This window comes from Chlorobaculum thiosulfatiphilum, assembly GCF_006265165.1.
Taxonomy (GTDB): Bacteria; Bacteroidota; Chlorobiia; order Chlorobiales; family Chlorobiaceae; genus Chlorobaculum; species Chlorobaculum thiosulfatiphilum.
The window spans coordinates 12,650-30,127 of sequence record NZ_VDCH01000013.1 but is presented as its reverse complement, the minus strand read 5'-3'; the positions used below and the strand labels follow the sequence as shown (position 1 = coordinate 30,127).

At 55.9% G+C, this 17,478-nt stretch carries 15 protein-coding genes; 11 read left to right on the top strand and 4 right to left on the bottom strand.

All coding sequences use genetic code 11. The annotated features are described in order from the left end of the window. Nucleotides 1–26: 26 nt before the first annotated feature. Entirely contained in the window at nt 27–1,916 is a 1,890-nt protein-coding gene (locus FGF66_RS07295) for a chloride channel protein (protein WP_139457007.1), read from the top strand. A gap of 112 nt (nt 1,917–2,028) precedes the next feature. On the opposite strand, the gene FGF66_RS07290 is transcribed toward FGF66_RS07295, so the two are convergent. Beyond that, nucleotides 2,029–2,547 carry a hypothetical protein gene (locus FGF66_RS07290; RefSeq protein WP_139457006.1) on the bottom strand — a complete coding sequence of 173 codons (519 nt, stop codon included), beginning with the start codon at nt 2,545–2,547 and terminating at the stop codon, nt 2,029–2,031. A gap of 87 nt (nt 2,548–2,634) precedes the next feature. On the opposite strand from FGF66_RS07290, the gene FGF66_RS07285 reads away from it, so the two are divergent. The 5 genes from FGF66_RS07285 (at nt 2,635) to FGF66_RS07265 (ending at nt 7,259) form a co-directional block, all read left to right on the top strand. Further along, nucleotides 2,635–2,814, top strand: coding sequence for a hypothetical protein (locus tag FGF66_RS07285; protein ID WP_139457005.1), 180 nt, complete (start codon nt 2,635–2,637; stop codon nt 2,812–2,814). Nucleotides 2,815–3,006: 192 nt separating this feature from the next. Then, nucleotides 3,007–3,687 carry an AlbA family DNA-binding domain-containing protein gene (locus tag FGF66_RS07280; RefSeq protein WP_139457004.1) on the top strand — a complete coding sequence of 227 codons (681 nt, stop codon included), beginning with the start codon at nt 3,007–3,009 and terminating at the stop codon, nt 3,685–3,687. 130 nt (nt 3,688–3,817) lie between these two features. Then, nucleotides 3,818–5,266, top strand: coding sequence for a circularly permuted type 2 ATP-grasp protein (locus tag FGF66_RS07275; RefSeq protein ID WP_139457003.1), 1,449 nt, complete (start codon nt 3,818–3,820; stop codon nt 5,264–5,266). A gap of 22 nt (nt 5,267–5,288) precedes the next feature. Continuing rightward, entirely contained in the window at nt 5,289–6,356 is a 1,068-nt protein-coding gene (locus FGF66_RS07270; RefSeq protein ID WP_139457002.1) for an alpha-E domain-containing protein, read from the top strand. Between the two features lie 39 nt (nt 6,357–6,395). Beyond that, nucleotides 6,396–7,259: a transglutaminase family protein gene (locus FGF66_RS07265; protein ID WP_139457001.1), complete on the top strand. Its 864-nt coding sequence runs from the start codon at nt 6,396–6,398 to the stop codon at nt 7,257–7,259. Nucleotides 7,260–7,278: 19 nt separating this feature from the next. Here FGF66_RS07265 and FGF66_RS07260 read toward each other — a convergent pair whose 3' ends face one another. After that, nucleotides 7,279–9,639, bottom strand: a complete 2,361-nt coding sequence (locus FGF66_RS07260; RefSeq protein ID WP_246046615.1) for a PAS domain S-box protein — start codon at nt 9,637–9,639, stop codon at nt 7,279–7,281. A gap of 365 nt (nt 9,640–10,004) precedes the next feature. Between FGF66_RS07260 and tgt the strand changes: the two genes are divergently transcribed. The 5 genes from tgt to FGF66_RS07235 all read left to right on the top strand — a co-directional run bounded on the left by tgt (nt 10,005) and on the right by FGF66_RS07235 (nt 14,651). After that, nucleotides 10,005–11,138, top strand: coding sequence for a tRNA guanosine(34) transglycosylase Tgt (gene tgt / locus FGF66_RS07255; RefSeq protein WP_139457000.1), 1,134 nt, complete (start codon nt 10,005–10,007; stop codon nt 11,136–11,138). Beyond that, entirely contained in the window at nt 11,125–12,432 is a 1,308-nt protein-coding gene (rimO, locus tag FGF66_RS07250; RefSeq protein WP_139456999.1) for a 30S ribosomal protein S12 methylthiotransferase RimO, read from the top strand. Before tgt ends, rimO begins: the two co-directional genes overlap by 14 nt. 296 nt (nt 12,433–12,728) lie before the next feature. After that, nucleotides 12,729–13,016 (top strand): superinfection immunity protein, encoded by a 288-nt coding sequence (locus FGF66_RS07245; RefSeq protein ID WP_139456998.1) that lies wholly within the window; start codon nt 12,729–12,731, stop codon nt 13,014–13,016. A gap of 205 nt (nt 13,017–13,221) precedes the next feature. After that, complete coding sequence (locus FGF66_RS07240) at nt 13,222–13,569, top strand: hypothetical protein (protein ID WP_139456997.1); 348 nt, start codon at nt 13,222–13,224, stop codon at nt 13,567–13,569. A gap of 353 nt (nt 13,570–13,922) precedes the next feature. Beyond that, complete coding sequence (locus FGF66_RS07235) at nt 13,923–14,651, top strand: hypothetical protein (protein WP_139456996.1); 729 nt, start codon at nt 13,923–13,925, stop codon at nt 14,649–14,651. 127 nt (nt 14,652–14,778) lie between these two features. Here FGF66_RS07235 and lysS read toward each other — a convergent pair whose 3' ends face one another. Together lysS and FGF66_RS07225 are read right to left on the bottom strand one after the other, a co-directional pair. Next, nucleotides 14,779–16,314, bottom strand: coding sequence for a lysine--tRNA ligase (gene lysS, locus FGF66_RS07230; RefSeq protein ID WP_139456995.1), 1,536 nt, complete (start codon nt 16,312–16,314; stop codon nt 14,779–14,781). A gap of 51 nt (nt 16,315–16,365) precedes the next feature. After that, nucleotides 16,366–17,298: a phytoene/squalene synthase family protein gene (locus tag FGF66_RS07225; RefSeq protein WP_139457038.1), complete on the bottom strand. Its 933-nt coding sequence runs from the start codon at nt 17,296–17,298 to the stop codon at nt 16,366–16,368. Between the last annotated feature and the right edge of the window lie 180 nt (nt 17,299–17,478).

Here is a 17,478-nt window from a genome sequence, read left to right as displayed (position 1 = left end):
GATTTCCAACCCAGCGACCCGATTCAATGAGCAGGCTTTTTGTGAAAAACCGCCTCAGGCGGCGTATTGTTGTCTTGACCTACATTCTACTCCGTAAAAGCCGTTACTTCAAGGGTACGTCCCGGCAGTTTCTCCGCATGACCTGGGCTTCGTTTCTCGCCCAGCTTAACCTCAATCAGGATCTTCCGTTTCTTCTCGTTGCCGTTTTCGTTGGACTGGTCACGGGCTACGTCGCCGTCATTTTTCATGACGCCATCAAGATCATCAGTTCCTACCTTTTTTACGGCACGACGGCTCTCGGACTGCCGACTTTCAACAACTATCTCCGGATATTTTTGCTTCCGCTGATTCCCGCCCTCGGCGGACTGGTCGTCGGACTGTACAACACCTTTGTCGTCAAGGCCAGACCGGAGCACGGCTTGCCGTCGGTCATCAAGGCCGTCGCGCAGAAAAATGGCAAGATTCCCACGAAAAACTGGATTCACAAAACCATCACCTCGGTGGTCAGCATCGGCACCGGCGGCGGCGGCGGACGCGAGGCGCCGATCGCGCAGGTGGGCGCGTCGATCGGTTCGACCATCGCGCAGTTGCTCAAGTTTTCGCCGGGACGAACCAGAACGCTGCTCGGTTGCGGCGCTGCGGCGGGGCTTGCCGCCGTGTTCAACGCGCCGATTGGTGGCGTGATGTTCGCTGTCGAGGTGATTCTCGGCGACTTCAGCGTCAAGACGTTCAGCCCCATCGTAGTGGCCGCCGTGGTGGGAACCGTGCTGTCTCGCAGCTATCTGGGCAGTTATCCAACCTTCCTGGTAACCAAATACAGCCTCGTTTCGGATACCGAACTGGTGTTCTACTTCATCCTTGGCGTACTTGCCGGGCTCACCGCAGTACTGTTCATCAGGACGTTTTACGCCATCGAAGAGCAGATTCAGAAGATCGAAAAGCGTTTTCGCATACCTGCGTGGTCGATGCCTGCCATTGGCGGCCTTTTGTGCGGGCTGATCAGCATGTGGGTGCCGGAACTATATGGATTCAGCTACGAGGTGATCGACAGGGTGCTGATCGGGCAGGAGAGCTGGACGAACATGATTGCCGTCTATCTGCTCAAACCAGTGGTCGTGGCGCTGACGGTCGGTTCCGGGGGCGCGGGCGGCATGTTCGCCCCGACCATGAAGATGGGCGCGATGCTCGGCGGCATGTTCGGCAAGGTGGTGAACACGCTCTTTCCGACGATCACCGCCGCGTCGGGAGCCTACGCGCTGGTTGGCATGGGCGCGGTGACGGCGGGCATCATGCGCGCGCCGCTGACGGTAATCCTTATTTTGTTTGAAGTTACCGGCCAGTACGAAATCGTGCTGCCCATCATGTTCGCGGCGGTCACCTCGGCCTTGGTGGCGCGGCTGGCCTATCCGTACACCATGGAGACCTACGTGCTCGAAAAGGAGAATGTGCGCGTCGGCTTCGGCATCGCCTTGACCATAGCCGGTAACATCAGTGTGCTTGAAGTGATGCAGCGCAAATTCGTCAAGTTCTTCGATGTCACCAAGATGGAAACCATCATCGATGCGTTCTACAACACCCGCGACTCGCACTTTTTCATCACGACGCCGGAGGGGTCGTTCATCGGCATCATCGGCCTCGACGAGATGAGCCTCGTGCTGAAGGATGGCATCTTCCCTGGCATGATCGCCGATGATCTGGTCAAAAAGAATGTGACCGTCCTGTACGACACCTCCAAGCTCGACGAGGCGCTCAAGATCTTCGAGATTTCCGAATACTCGACGCTGCCGGTGGTCGAGCACCAGTCGGGCAAACTGCTCGGCATTCTCAAGCAGGACGAGGCGTTTTCCTACTACCGCAAGCAGATGAACCTCATCGGCGAGGACACCGGCGAACTTGTCAAGCAGCGGGCGATATAACAATCGGGCGGAGTTACCGTTTGCCTTGTAACTCCGCCCGATTTTCTCAATCCTGAATTCCTGACCCGGCCAGAGAGGCGCGTGGCGGAAATCCGGATTTTACATTGCAGGCCTATCGTCTATCGCGACGCTCAAAGTCACGCTCTCCTCCCGGCTGCTCGCGGCAATCCTCGAAACCCCGGTCGCGACCGGGAGCCGGTCGGCCTTCCGGAGCGTTCCGGTTGTCGCGGCTGCGCCACCGTTCACGATCCATCCTGAACCGGTTGTCCCAGAATCCCCGGTCGTACCGACGATATTCCGTGTCGCGGCGCTGACGAATATCCCCCCAACTGCGCCGACGGATCGTCATCGGCAAGTCGTCATTCCGGACTCTGCCCCACGGCCCGCGATACCCGCGTGAACGGTACCAGTAGCCGTCACGGAAAAGGAAGTAGTAATCATCAAAAAAGATGAGATCATACGGCACGCCCCATGCGACATAAAAGCCATAATCATCCAGATAGATGAAGTCGGGCCTTGCATCGAAAGACACATCGGGGTCATGCCGTGTCGCCATCGCCAATGGAAGCGCGGCCTGGACATGGGCTGGCGCTTGCCAGAAAATGATTCCTGCGGCACCCAATACCATCATCATTCGCTTTTTCATACGGGCCTCCTGTTGTTTGAACATTAGATCGGGTAACAACTCCGGTAACCTCATCGATGAGAACAGTTCTTCTTGAAAAAAGAGTGCTTTATTTGCTTATTACAAAATACCTGTTCAATTCGTGCCGCCATTGCCGGTTGTTTCCGTCAGAAACCGGAGCGGCCGGGCCTGTGCGGCGACAATCAAGATTCACGCCAACCGGCGATGAAATTTCTGCGCCGTGACCGTCACCAACAACGTCCGGGAGCCTGATGATTCGTTCGTGGCTCCCGTCACGCAAAACGGAGGTCAGGCATTGTCCGTCGGCGAGCGAGACGCTTCGATTGTCACAACTCCAAAAAGCTGCTTGCATTTGCGGCGGCGGGTGCGTATGGTTCAATGGCGCGCCGTCCCGAAACATCGGCAAAGCGCCCCGGCCTTCATGAACCACGATGGAGATGCTTCATGACCAGCTTCAAACCGAAATCTGCCGTCCCGAACCTGCTCGATCTGGTTGCGGAGGGCGAGGGGTTGCGCATAGAGTTCAAGCGGCTCGTTCACTCCGCGCCCAAAATCGCCCGTTCGATCACGGCATTCGCCAATACATCGGGCGGCGTCATTCTGATCGGGGTTGACGATGACCGGCGGATCGTCGGCATTCACAGCGAGAAGGAGACGCTTGAGGTTATCGATGAGGCGATGCGCTTCTACATCGAGCCAAAGCCGCGCATCGGGGTGAGCTTCGCGGAGTTCAGGCGGCGGATGGTGCTCTTCGTCGATATTCCGCAAAGCCCGGAACGCCCCCACTTTCATGTCGAACGGGAGAGCCGGCGCGACAGCGGCAAGCGCGGCGTCGAGCGGCGGGTTTTCATCCGCGACGGCAGCCACAACAAGGCCGCCTCGGAAGAGTGCATCGCGCTTATGCTCTCGTCGCGCGAGCCGCTCAAAGTTTCGTTCACCGACCGCGAACGCCGCCTGCTCGACTGGCTGAACCGCCACAACCGGATCACGGCGGAAGAGTTCGCCGACAATGCCGGTATTCCGATGAAGGAGTCGCGCCGCATCCTGGTGTCGCTGGTCAGATCGGGCGCCTTGCGGCTCGACACCGTGAATGGCATTGGCGGCTACACGCTGGCGCTCCGCTGATCGGCAGCCCGCTCCGCCCACTCTACATTATTGTATTATATATTTAGGAAATAGTCCTGAATTACCGTATTTATTTAAGTCGCTACCGAGCGGTTCGACTTTGTTCGCAATCTCTTTTTTTTTACCGGCCATGACCCGACTGTTCGATCATTATCATCCGCAACCAGATCGCTTTTTCGACGAGGTAATCGCCCGTGAAGGCGCGCCGCGCTCTCATTACGATATCATGATGCAGCGGTTCAACCAGTTTTCGGCGGCGGATATCCGGGCGAGGCGGGAGCTGGTGAACATCTTTTTCCGCAACCAGGGCATCACCTTCACCGTCTATGGCGTTGACGAAGGGATCGAGCGCATCTTTCCGTTCGACCTGATTCCGAGAATCATTCCCGCCTCCGAATGGGAGGGCATCGAGCGCGGTCTCATTCAGCGAATCACCGCCTTAAATCTTTTCCTTGCCGATCTTTATCAGGATCAAAAAATCCTGCGCGACAAGATCATTCCCGCCGAACTGGTGCTTGGCAGCAAGCACTTCCGGCGCGAGTTCGTCGGCGTGAAGCCGCCGCTCGGCATCTACATCCACGTTACGGGCAGCGACCTCATCCGCGATGCGGAGGGGCGTTACCTCGTGCTCGAAGACAACCTGCGCACGCCGAGCGGCGTTTCGTATATGTTGCAGAACCGCATCGCCATGAAGCGCGCCTTCCCGGTGCTTTTCGATCGCTACACCGTGCGCCCGGTCGAGAACTACCCGCAGCAACTGCTCCGGACGCTTCAGGAGATCAGCCCGACGCCGAAGCACGATCCCAAGGTGGTGGTGCTCACGCCGGGCATCTACAACTCCGCCTATTTCGAGCACAGCTTCCTGGCGCGGCAGATGGGCGTGCAGCTCACCGAGGGGCGCGACCTGGTGGTCAACAACAACAAGGTCTATACCCGCACGACCAAAGGATTGAAAATCGTGGACGTGATCTACCGCCGCGTCGATGACGAATTCATCGATCCGCTCGTATTCCGGCCCGACTCGGTGCTCGGCGTGGCGGGCCTGGTCAACGCCTACCGCAAGGGCAACGTGACGCTCGCCAACGCCATCGGCGCCGGTGTGGCCGACGACAAGGTGATCTACAGCTTCGTGCCGGAGATCATCCGCTACTACCTCGGCGAGGAGCCGTTGCTCGACAACGTCGAAACCTGGCTGGCGGGCAATCCGAAACACCTGAAGTACATTCTCGAAAACCTCGACAAGCTGGTGGTCAAGGCGGCCAACGAGTCGGGCGGATACGGAATGCTGGTCGGTCCGCAATCGACTCCGGAGGAGCGCGAGCAGTTCGCCGAGAAGATCGTGGAGAATCCCCGGAACTACATCGCCCAGCCAACCATTTCGCTGTCGCGCCATCCGAGCTTTTTCAACGATACCGAGATCGCGCCGTGCCACATCGACCTGCGCCCCTACGTGCTCAATGGCAAGTCCATCTCCATCGTGCCCGGCGGCCTGACGCGGGTGGCGCTCAAGCGTGGCTCGCTGGTGGTCAACTCCTCGCAGGGGGGCGGAAGCAAGGATACCTGGGTCATCGATAACTGAACCTTTAACGAACGAATAGTCAATGCTGAGTCGTGTCGCCGAATCGCTGTTCTGGATGAGCCGCTACTTTGAACGCGCCGAAAACACCGCGCGTTTTCTCGACGTCAACTTCAATCTGCTGCTCGACCTCGACAGCATCACGCCGGTCGATCATCCGAACTACTGGAAGCCGCTCATCATGGTGATGGCCGATCCGGAGCACTTCAACAGCCTCTATCCGGAGTACGACGCCCACTCGGTGACCGATTACCTGGTCTTCAACCGCGGGAACAGCAGCTCGATTCTCTCCTCGATCAGCATGGCGCGCGAAAACGCCCGGAGCGTCATCGAGAGCATTTCGAGCGAGATGTGGGAGCAGCTCAACAACCTCTACCACTTTTTGCAAAGCGTTTCGCCGCAGCAGGTGCACAGCGATCCCTACAGCTTCTACAAGGAGATCAAGAACGCCTCGCACCTCTTTCAGGGGATCACCGACAACACCTTTTCGCACAACGAGGGGTGGGCCTTCGTGCAGATCGGCAAGTACCTCGAACGCGCCGACAACTCCGCGCGCCTCATCGATGTAAAATATCACATGCTCACCACCAGCCCGGCCAGGCACTCCGACCTGGTCAGCGGCTCGGTGGACATCATCCAGTGGATGGCGGTGCTGAAAAGTTGCAGCGCTCTCGAAGCGTTCCGGAAGGTCTATCTCTCGAAGATCGATCCCGAAAACATTCTCGACTTCCTGATTCTCGACCGGAGCTTTCCGCGCAGCATCACCTTTTCGATTTGCGCCGCGCAGGAGGCGTTGTGGAGAATCTCGGGCAGCTCCTCTCACCGCTACGCCAACAACGTGGACCGACTGATCGGCAAGATGGAGGCGGAGATGAGCTACGCGACTGTCGAAGAGATTCTTCAGCAAGGGGTGCGCCCGTTCCTCGAAGAGATCGAGCAGGGGCTGGCCAGAATCGGTGAGCAGCTTCATTTGCTCTATTTCGCCTATCATACGCCAAAAATCGAGCCTGCCGACATTTCCGAAGCGCTTCCATTCACCGGCCTCGACGGACGGCGGGCCAACTGGAGCCAGTCTCAACAGCAACAGCAATAACGTTTTAGCGACTCTGTCAACCGGGAACCATTTCAGCGCATGATCCTCAAAGTCGAACATTCGACGCTTTTCGAATACGAAGAGCCGATCTACGAAACCGCCACCGAAGTGCGCCTGCATCCGGCAAGCGCCGTCGGCTCGCAGCAGTGCGCCAGTTTCAACCTCCAGATCACGCCACCGGCGTCGGTCTTCGATTACATCGATTATTACGGCAACCGGGTGCACCATTTCAACATCCTGCAAAGCCACAAGCGGGTGCAGATCGTCGCCACCTCGGTGGTCGAAACCGATGCGCAGCCGGAAACCGGGCCGTTCACCGAGGATGAAATACTCCTGCTCGACCTGCTTGCCGAAAGCCACTACGTCCGTTTCGACCCGGCGATCCAAGCGCTGGCCGCCCGTTTCCGGGAGATCGACGAGCCGTGCCGACAAGCCACGGAAATCTGCCAGCACATCAACGACTCGTTCCGCTACGAGCCGGGCGTCACCGACGTGCACAGCACCAGCGCCGTGGTCATGGCGCTCGGACGCGGGGTCTGCCAGGATTTCGCCCACATCATGCTTGCCACCTGCCGTAATCTCGGCCTGTCGGCGCGTTATGTCAGCGGCTATCTCTATGGCGGCGGAAGCACGCCGGAGGGACGGGACGAGGCGAGCCACGCCTGGTGCGAAGTGTGGTGCGGTGCGGAAAAAGGGTGGACGGGTTTCGATCCAACCCACAAATCGCTTTTCGTGGACGAGCGGTACATCAAGATCGGGACGGGTCGGGACTATGGCGACGTGCCGCCGGTACGCGGCACCTACAAGGGCGCCTCATCCGAAAAACTTGGCGTCTCGGTCAGAGTCAGCTCGCTGGAGCACGACGGCGAAGCGCCCGAATCCCGGCAGCGCCAACGCGTCTGAGGCCGGGCGGCGACGCGTTTCACTCCACTTCGAGCGTTTCACGCACCTTGTCGGCCAGCGCCTTGAAGGTGAATGGTTTGCGGATCACGTTGACGAGAGGGTTCTCCACGCCGTGGCTGGCGACAACGTCCGCCGAGTATCCCGACATGAAGAGCACCCGGAATCCGGGGCTGATCGTCGAAAGTTTCGAGGAAAGATCGGTGCCGTTCATCTCCGGCATGACCACGTCGGTCAGGAGCAGATCAATTTTGCCGCTGTTCTCTTCGGCAAGCACGATCGCTTCGGATGGGCAGGAGGCGGCATACACCGTAAAGCCAGACTTTTCGAGCATCATCCGGCAAAGGTTGAGGATTTCCGGTTCATCTTCGACAACCAGAATGCTCGTCTGTTCCGGCTCATCGCTCATGGCTCCGTTCTCGAGCCCGAGAGCATTACGTTTTTTGTGGAGCGGCAGATAGACCCGGAATGTGCTGCCTTTTCCCTCTTCACTTTCGAAATCGACAAATCCTCTGTTCTGTTTGACGAGGCCATAAACCGACGAAAGTCCGAGGCCGGTGCCCTTGCCCAGCACCTTGGTGGTGAAAAATGGCTCGAAGATGTGCGGCTTGTGGCTGTCTGCTATTCCCAGGCCGGTATCGGTCACGGAGAGCATGGCGTAATTTCCCGGCGGCATGAAGTTGCCGCCATTGTGCTGCGATGCTCCGATTCTGACGCGCTTCGTTTCGATGACGATTTTGCCTGATCCGTTCATGGCGTCACGGGCATTGAGACAGAGGTTCATCAGAATCTGGTCGAGCTGCGACGGGTCGATGTGAAGCTTGCACTCCTCGCAAACCGGCTGCCAGTCGATCACGATCTTCTCCCCGGCCACTCTTTGCAGAATCGGCAAAGAGTCGGCGATGGTTTCGTCGATTTCGATCACTCTGGGCATGGCCGTTTGCTTTCGGGCGAAGGCGAGCAACTGGCTGGTCATTTCAGCCGAACGCTCGGCTGCCTGGTAAATCTCATGCAGGTTATCCTCCACCGATGGATCGAGATCGCCACTCGACAGCGCCAGCTCGGTATTACCGAGGATGACCCCAAGCATATTGTTGAAGTCATGGGCAATGCCGCCGGCAAGCTGGCCGATCAGCTCCATTTTCTGGATTTGCAGCAGAATCGACTGATTGCGCATCTCCGCCTGAGCCGCTCTTTTCCGTACGACGATGTCCCAGACAAGATCGGCAAGCGTGCCTACCCATTGAGCATCATTATTGTTATATGGCGAGCGTTTGTTGAAGACCTGCAAGACGGCGACCACTTTGCCTTGCTCGATGATGGGAACGGAAAGCGTGCTGGAAATCCGTGGGTGATGCGAAGGAAAGCCAACGTGACCCATTTCAGGGTATTCGTTGACGATCACCGCGCGTCCGGATTCGATCGTCTCTTTCAGAAAGGGTTTTACATCGAACGGGTGATGCACGTTCTGTTCGCTCATCGCTTGCATCTGATCGCGAACCCTGCTTGACCAGATACAACGGGAACTGCTTGCGGAATCAGCGGAAAGGAAAAAGATGAATCCGAAACTGCTGTCGGTAAGCATTTCGGCCTCATCGAGCGCCTTTTGCATAATCTCTTCGACAGATGCCGTTTCAGCTTGTTGCAAGAGGCCGAGACGGAATTCAGTCAGCGATTCGAGCCTTTTGCGTTGGGTGAGATCATATAGTACGCCAATCGCTCCTTCGGTACGGTTGTCGTAATAACGCTGAAGCTTCAATTCAACGTAACACGATGAGCCATTTTTCTTGCGAATGGTGATTTCATGCTCCCTGATGGTCGAAGCGTCTGAAATGACGTCACTGAACATGGAAAGCGTCGTGCCGCCGGGCGCGGTTTCATCGCAGAACTGGTTGAACGGCCGACCTTCGCACTCCTGAAAAGAGTAACCGGTTATCTTTTCGAATGCCGGCGAGACGTAAACAATAGCGCCATCGGTGCCGGTAATGAACACCGGCGCATCGGCCTGCTCGAATATGGATCGGTAGCGCTGCTCACCAGACATCATCGCCATTCCGGCCTTTTTCAGGCGGGTTATATCGATGCCCGTACCGGTTATGAAAAAGCGCCCTTCATGTTCAAAGCGGTTCGCCATGAGAAGAAACCAGCGAAAAGCCGGGCCGCCCTTCAGAAATATCCTGACCTCCAGGGTGTCCTGAACCCCCTGATCGAGAATCTTGCGCATCCGCTGCGTCACCAGCTCCCGGTCTTCGGGGTGGATCAGTTCCAGAAAATCGATCGACGCCATCTCGGCATCGGAGACACCAACGATCCGGTCACGAAACCAGGGACTCCATCGTATCATCCGCCCGGAGGCATCCACCACGTACATGGACTGGGGCAATATGTCAGCAAGATGAGTATGACCAGAATATTCGGATATATCTGAATCTGGAAATCCTGGCGTTTCGCTGTAGCTGTTTTCTGGCATGACAAGGTTATGCATAAAACGCTGCTCAATTCAAAATGCGTTTTTTATATAGCACTTTTATATAAAAAACTATTTTATATATATACCTTTTACTCCTTCAAAGTATATTTATAACTTACAACATTTTCTCTCCTCTATAAAATTTCGCACTGTTATTTTCCTCATCATTGCTCACTTGAACGCACCGTGCGTACTGATTTTTATTTGTGAATCGCGTTCCCTACTTTCAACTCATCGCTTCTCATCGGCAATTCACTATCTGTCACCTGCCTGGCTCTATGAATTTTTCCGTCACAGCAAAAGACAGCCGCTCGGCGGCGCGTTGCGGTGTGCTCTCGACCGCGCACGGCGACATTCCCACGCCGATCTTCATGCCAGTCGGCACGCGGGCGAGCGTCAAATCGATTGAGCCGGATGAGCTGAAGGCGCTCGATGCGAAAATCATCCTCGCCAACACCTACCACCTCTACCTCAAGCCCGGCAACGATATTCTCTTCAAAGCTGGCGGCGTTCACCGCTTCATGAACTGGGACGGGCCGCTCCTGACCGACAGCGGTGGCTATCAGGTCTATTCGCTCACAGATTTGCGGAAGATCAGCGAGGAAGGCGTGATGTTCAAATCGCATCTCGACGGTTCAAAGTTGCACTTCACGCCGGAAAACGTCGTCGATACGCAACGCATCATCGGCAGCGACATCATGATGCCGCTCGACGAGTGCCCGCCATGGCCCGCCGAGCGCGAGTACGTTCGCAAGTCGGGCGAGCTGACGCTTCGCTGGGCGGAGCGGGCGCGGAACCATTTCCTTTCGACCCGCCCGCACTACGGCTACGAGCAGTTCCAGTTCGGCATCACGCAGGGCGGAACCTTCGACGACCTTCGCGCCCATTCGAGCCGGATGCTGGTCGAGATGGATTTCGACGGCTACGCGGTCGGCGGCATGGCGGTCGGCGAACCGGCCGAACAGATGTACCGGATGCTCGACCTGTCGCACACCATTCTGCCCGAATCGAAGCCGCGCTACCTGATGGGCGTCGGTACGCCTTCGAACATCCTCAATGCCATCGAGCGCGGCATCGACATGTTCGACTGCGTCATCCCGACGCGCGAGGGGCGCAACGGGCGCGTCTATACCCGCAAGGGCACAATCAACCTGCGGGCGGGTAAGTACGCCGACGACTTCCGGCCCATCGACGAAGGGTTCGACAACCACGTCTGCCGCAACTACTCGCGCGCCTACATCCGGCACCTGCTCAACGTCGGCGAAATTCTCGGCCTCAAACTCTGCACGATGCAGAACCTCTCGTTCTACCTCTGGCTCACCTCGACCGCGCGCGAGCACATCGCGGCAGGCACCTTCACCGACTGGAAAGAATCATTCCTGATGGAGTTCAACAGCAATGGCAACAAGTGACGGACAGAAACCGGCGGTATTTTTACTGAGCCTCGGCTGCTCGAAGAACACGGTCGATAGCGAGCGGCTCACTGCGCAGGCAGTCGCCTCGGGCGTGATCTTCACCGACGACGTTGACCAGGCAAGCATAATCCTCATCAACACCTGCGGCTTCATCGAGGACGCCAAGCGCGAATCCATCGACGAAATGCTCGCCGCCATCGGCAAAAAGGAGGAGGGAAGCGTCCGCGAGGTGTACGTCATGGGCTGCCTCGTCGAACTCTACCGCAAGGAGTTGAGCGACGAAATGCCCGAAATCGACGGATGGTTCGGCACCCGCGAACTGCCGGAGGTGCTTGCCGCCATCGGCGCGCGCTACCGCGAGGAGCTGTTCGATCGGCGCGAACTGCTCACGCCGCCGCACTACGCTTTTCTGAAAATTTCCGAAGGGTGCAACCGGCGCTGCTCGTTCTGCTCGATCCCGAAGATTCGCGGCCCTTACCTCAGCCAGCCAATCGAGCAGCTCCTGCGCGAAGCCGCGCTGCTGCAACGGCAGGGTGTGCGCGAGCTGAACCTTATCGCGCAGGACATCAGCGTTTACGGCTACGACCTCTACGGCAAGTCCGCGCTCAACGACCTCACGCTCCGCCTCTCCGACATGGGCTTCGACTGGATCCGCCTGCTCTACGCCTACCCGCTCAACTTCCCGCTGGAGGTGATAAGCACCATGCGTGAGCGCGGTAACGTCTGCAACTACCTCGACATGCCGTTGCAGCACATCGATGACCGCATCCTCCGCTCGATGCAGCGCGGCATCGGACGCAGCGAAACCATCCGCCTCATCGACGAGATTCGCAGCCGCAACCCGGAAATCCGCCTCCGCACCACCATGATCGCCGGCTACCCCGGTGAAACCCGCGAAGAGTTCGATGAGCTGCTCGCTTTCGTCCGCCAGACCCGCTTCGACCGCCTCGGTTGTTTTCCTTATCGCCACGAAGAGTACGCCCCGGCGTTCATCCTCGACGACACCGTCAGCGACGAAGAGAAGGAGTCGCGCGTCAGCGAACTGATGGAGTTGCAGGAAGGCATTTCGGCCAGCCTCAACCGCAAACTCGAAGGCCAAACGCTGAAGGTGCTCATCGACCGCATTGAGGAGAACGTCGCCTACGCCAGAACCGAATACGACGCCCCAGAGGTGGATAACGACGTGATTATCGAGATTGGAGATAATGTCGTGGAGGAAGGCCAGTTCCGACAGGTGATTATCGAAGATTCGACGGCTTACGAGTTGTTCGGAAAGCTTTGCGACGAGTGAGCCGTTCCATCGCGCAGCTACGGAATTATGTGACAGGGCAGTGATCCGCCCGGTACACGTGCTCGATGCGCGATAATCCGGCCTGTTTCTCAGCGTTCCGCATCTTCGCAAATTCTCGGAAATCGGAATACTGAGTCCATAAGATAACCTCGTATTTTCTCGCCGACTTCAAGATGGCGATGCTTGACGGTTTTGGTGGGGCGTCGGCAGGATTTTGCTTGCCGGAACGAAGAAAAACGGAAAACACGGCGTCAAAAGAGCGGAGGAGTTTTCAAGAACACAAGTAAATGAATGTTATGGAACAAGAAATCATGCGCACCTGGGCCTGGTCAACATCCTCACCGGTGCCGATTATCCTGTTGAACGTTTTTCTCTGGGCCTTTTACTTTGTCCCCTCGCTGCTCGCCTGGACGCGCAAGCACCGGAGCCTTCCCGCCATCATCGCGTTGAACATCCTTCTCGGCTGGACGGGCCTCGGCTGGATCGGCGCCTTCGTCTGGTCGCTTTCCTGGCCAGGCCACGAAAATTCGCAAACGTCGGTTTCAAAGACAAATGCTCCAGCCGAGCCGGATCAGTACGAATGAGTGATTGTTCGATTCAGGCGGTCAGGTCAGGGAGCCGGACCGCCTCTCTGCTGATTGATGTTGTTATTGCTTGATCTGTTCGATACATTGAAACGTTGAAAGGGAGTTTTCTTTTTGTTGTTTTTGGTGATTTGAAAGTTCATGTCTGCGCCATTTTACGATGCAGTAGCTGTAGCTCAAACCTGTTAAACTCAAGGAGGCTTCTATGAAATGGATCAAGTCAATTTTGTTTTCGGTTCTGTTTTTGCTGCCGTCGGTGGCTTTTGCAGATCTTACCGGGACGTGGAGCTGTAATGATGGCGGAAAGTATTACGTTCGCCAGATTGGCAAGGAGGTGTTTTGGTATGGCGAAAGGTCTGTCACCAATCCGTCATGGTCGAACGTCGCCAATGGGACTCTTGATGGCAACAACATCATTCTCCGCTGGGCGGATGTTCCCAAAGGCAGCATCATGGGTGAGGGTATTCTGATCCTGAACATGATTAATCCCAACAAATTCCAGGCAATCACCAAAACCGGCGGCTTCGGCGGCTCGATCTGGACTCGCCCGTGATTTTGTGACTTTCGTGATTTTCAAGCGCACATAGCTTTTTTGAGGCTATGTGCGATTTGTGTTTTTTAGTTACTTTTGCTTTTGTAATCAGTGCTTATTTTTTGTGTGAATGGAAAAACGTTGCGTTATGATTACCAAAGAGTTGCAGGCGCAGACATTGTGCCTGAATCCGAGAGATAAAATTTCTCAGGTCGAGATGCTTCTCGAAAGCCTCGATAAACCTGTTCCGGAAATCAAGGCGGCTTGAATGAGGGAATCTGAACGTAGATATGCTGCTTATAAAAGGGGCGAAATTCAGGGTTCAACGTTGGAAGATGTGAAAAAACGAATGCAGCAATAAATATTTTATAATCATGTCAGACATTCTTGATTTTCTTAATAAAAATGCTGGAGCATTTAGCATTATATTTACTGCGGTTGTTACTCTTGCAACAATATCATATGCGATACTTACATATTGGCTTGTCAAGGAAACTTCGCTGATGCGACAAGTTCAAACAGAACCAAAGATAGAAATTACGGTGCGTTGTCATGAAGTGCATATTAATATTATGAGACTTCATGTACGCAATATTGGTCTTGGCCCAGCTTTTAATGTTAAGTTTACACCAAAAGCATTAAATGGAGGTGATGCTGCATCGAAACTGATTGATGCTTTAACAGAATCTAACTTTTTTAATGTCGGCTTAGCATATATAAGTCCAGGACAAGAGTTTATCTCAGGTTATACCAATATGACAGAAGATGGCGAGGAGAAGATAAAGGCAATTATAGGTTTTGACGTTATGTATGAAAGTGTTACAAGAAAAATATATAATGAGACTTTGATTGTTGATATGTCAGAACATAAAGGTACTCGAAGGATAGGAGGGTATCCACCACTATACTCAATTGCGCAAAGTCTTGAAAGAATTCAAAAAGATTTTGATCATATTTTAAGCGGCTTTAAAAAACTGAAAGTCGATATCTTTTCTTCGGAAGATCGTGCTCTGGCAGAGGCTGAAAGGAGAGAGTATGTAAAACAAGAGTTGGAAAAAATATCGGGAAAGAAAATTGAGGATGATGAGATTTCTGTGGAATAATTCGTTCGGCAATTTTCGGGAAGGAAAACTGGATTCTTCACTTCGTTCAGAATGACAACCAAAACAACAAAGCCCCGGCACTTCATCTGCGCCGGGGCTTTTGCATTGCAATCCGTCAATCCGCGCTTCACTCCGGCTTCAGGTGCGGGAAGAAGATGACGTCGCGGATGGAGTCCTGGCCGGTTAACAGCATCACCATGCGGTCGATGCCGATGCCGAGGCCGGCGCAGGGGGGCATTCCGTATTCCAACGCGCGGAGGAAGTCTTCATCAACAATCATCGCTTCGTCGTCGCCGCGCTGGCGGAGGCGGGCCTGCTCTTCGAGGCGTTCGCGCTGGATGACCGGGTCGTTTAGCTCGGAGAAAGAGTTGCACACCTCCTTGCCGCCGACGATCAGCTCGAAGCGCTCGACGAGACCCGGCTCCGAGCGGTGCTTCTTGGCGAGCGGCGACATCTCCTCCGGGTAGTCGGTGATGAAGGTCGGCTGGATGAGCTTCGGCTCGACGAACTCGCCGAAGATTTCATCGATGATCTTGCCGCTGCTGATCTTCGGATCGAGTTCGAGGCCCAAATCTTTCGCAATATCGCGGAGCTGCGCTTCGGATTTGCCGCGAATCTCCATGCCGGTGAACTCCTTGATCGAGTCGGCGATGGTGAGGCGGCGGAAGGGCGGCTTCAGGCTGATTTCGTTACCGAGGAACATCGTCGAATCCTTGCCGTTGACCTCCAAACACGCCTTGTGCAGTAAATCTTCGACCAGCTCCATCATCCAGACGTAATCCTTGTAGGCGACGTACAGCTCGACCTGCGTGAACTCCGGGTTGTGGAAGCGGTCGATGCCTTCGTTGCGGAAATCCTTCGCGAACTCATAGACACCGTCGAAGCCGCCGACGATCAGGCGCTTGAGGTACAGCTCGTTGGCGATGCGCAGGTAAAGCTCCATGTCGAGCGCGTTGTGGTGCGTCGTGAAGGGGCGGGCCGCCGCGCCGCCGTAAATCGGCTGGAGGATCGGCGTTTCCACTTCAAGCCAGCCGTTCGAGCTGAAGTAGTTTCGCATCAGGGCGACAATCTTCGTCCGCTTGATGAAGGTGCCGCGCACTTCGGGGTTGACGATCAGATCGACGTAGCGCTGGCGGTAGCGCAGCTCGCGGTCGCTGAAGGCGTCGAAAACCACCTTCTGGCCATCCACCTCTTTCTCCTTGGCGACGGGAATCGGGCGGAGCGACTTGGTGAGCAGCTCGAACTGGCGGGCGTGTACCGAAATTTCGCCGGTTTTCGTCTTGAACGTAAAACCGCTGACGCCCACGATGTCGCCGATGTCGAGCAGCTTGAAGGTGTTGTACGAAGCCTCGCCGACCTCGTCGCGCTTGAGGTATATCTGGATGCGTCCAACGGAGTCCTGAATGTGCAGGAACGAGGCCTTGCCCATCTTGCGGATCGCCATGATGCGACCGGCAACCGAAACATCCGCGGGATTTTCGTCGCTGAAGCTGTCGATGATCGCTTTCGAGGTGGCGGTGACGTCGAATTTATAGGGATAGGGATTGATGCCGGCTTCGGCGAGGTGTGTGCGCTCCTCGAAGCGGCGCTTCATCTGGTCGTTGAGCGAAACTGCGGGTGACTGGTCGTTCTGCTGATGCTTCTGTTCTGGTGCGTTAGGCATGCTGATGGTCTGAAGTGATAAAAATAAAACGGGTTATCTGAATCTCGCCGGTCAGGCCGAGATCATGGTTTTGAGCCAGATCGATGGCAGGGTGCTCACTTTCTGGTACAGCGAGCGGTAGGCGCGGCGAGTGAAAACGTCGTAGTTGTTCTCCTCGATGGCTTTGAGGATGTCGCTGTAGTTGCGGCTGCTGATGCCCACGGCCAGGCGGCTGTTCTTTTCGAGCATCGGAATGCCGAGGTCAGCCGAAGCGTAGTAACCGCGAGCGCGTTCGATCTGGAACTTCATCAGCGCGACGAATTTTTCATTCATCGTCCGGCTCATGAACTCCTCGCGACTGTAGTTGAAGCGGCGTAAATCTTCGAGCGGCAAATAGATACGGTCGCGGTCGATGTCCTCGCCGATGTCGCGCAGGATGTTGGTGAGCTGCATGGCGATGCCGAGATCGATGGCGTGTTGCAGGGCCTCCTTGTTGCTGTAGCCGAAAATTTCGACCGTCATCAGCCCCACCACCGAGGCGACCTTGTAACAGTAAACGTAGAGCTCGTCGAAGGTCTCGAAGGTCTGGAAATCAATGTCCATCGCCACGCCATCGATCAAATCGAGCGGCAGGTCGATGGGGATCGAGTAGTGGCGCAGCGTATCCTGCCAGGCCATGAGAATCGGATCGTTGCTCGGTGTCCAGTCGTAACAGGCCCGGAGGCGCACCTTCCAGTCGGCGATGGAGTCGTTGAGTTCCGCTCGCGTCAACTGGCCGTTGCTGAGCTTGTCCTGCGCCAGATCGACCAGGTCGTCCACCGTGCGCAACAGCGCGTACATGGCGAAGATCGGGTTCTGCTGGCGTTTTGGCAGGAACTTCGTGGCGAGGTAGAAGGTCTTAGCGTGGTGCCGGGCGATCTGGCGGCAGTAGTCGTAGGCGTTCGGGAGCGACAGCTTTTGGCCCGCGTCGTGAAGCACCGTCTGTCCGTTGTAGCTGTAGTTCATGAAACTCTCGCCGCTGTTTTTTTTGCTGCTCTGTTGTCGGATGGCCTGTTGCCGTGTTGGGCAATGCGGCCTGATTTTCGTTTCCGGCAGCCTGATTTTGTATGCCGGAGTGGCAAAAATATGTAACTTTCCGTGGCCGGAATACGTTATCATAATGTGACGGCAAAATAAAATAATGGC

Coding starts and splice junctions, on each gene's coding strand:
- FGF66_RS07240 (WP_139456997.1), top strand. CDS start 13,222: ATGAAATGGATCAAGTCAATTTTGTTTTCGGTTCTGTTTTTGCTGCCG.
- FGF66_RS07295 (WP_139457007.1), top strand. CDS start 27: ATGAGCAGGCTTTTTGTGAAAAACCGCCTCAGGCGGCGTATTGTTGTC.
- FGF66_RS07275 (WP_139457003.1), top strand. CDS start 3,818: ATGACCCGACTGTTCGATCATTATCATCCGCAACCAGATCGCTTTTTC.
- FGF66_RS07235 (WP_139456996.1), top strand. CDS start 13,923: ATGTCAGACATTCTTGATTTTCTTAATAAAAATGCTGGAGCATTTAGC.
- FGF66_RS07245 (WP_139456998.1), top strand. CDS start 12,729: ATGGAACAAGAAATCATGCGCACCTGGGCCTGGTCAACATCCTCACCG.
- FGF66_RS07225 (WP_139457038.1), bottom strand. CDS start 17,298: ATGAACTACAGCTACAACGGACAGACGGTGCTTCACGACGCGGGCCAA.
- FGF66_RS07290 (WP_139457006.1), bottom strand. CDS start 2,547: ATGATGGTATTGGGTGCCGCAGGAATCATTTTCTGGCAAGCGCCAGCC.
- FGF66_RS07265 (WP_139457001.1), top strand. CDS start 6,396: ATGATCCTCAAAGTCGAACATTCGACGCTTTTCGAATACGAAGAGCCG.
- FGF66_RS07270 (WP_139457002.1), top strand. CDS start 5,289: ATGCTGAGTCGTGTCGCCGAATCGCTGTTCTGGATGAGCCGCTACTTT.
- tgt (WP_139457000.1), top strand. CDS start 10,005: ATGAATTTTTCCGTCACAGCAAAAGACAGCCGCTCGGCGGCGCGTTGC.
- rimO (WP_139456999.1), top strand. CDS start 11,125: ATGGCAACAAGTGACGGACAGAAACCGGCGGTATTTTTACTGAGCCTC.
- FGF66_RS07280 (WP_139457004.1), top strand. CDS start 3,007: ATGACCAGCTTCAAACCGAAATCTGCCGTCCCGAACCTGCTCGATCTG.
- lysS (WP_139456995.1), bottom strand. CDS start 16,314: ATGCCTAACGCACCAGAACAGAAGCATCAGCAGAACGACCAGTCACCC.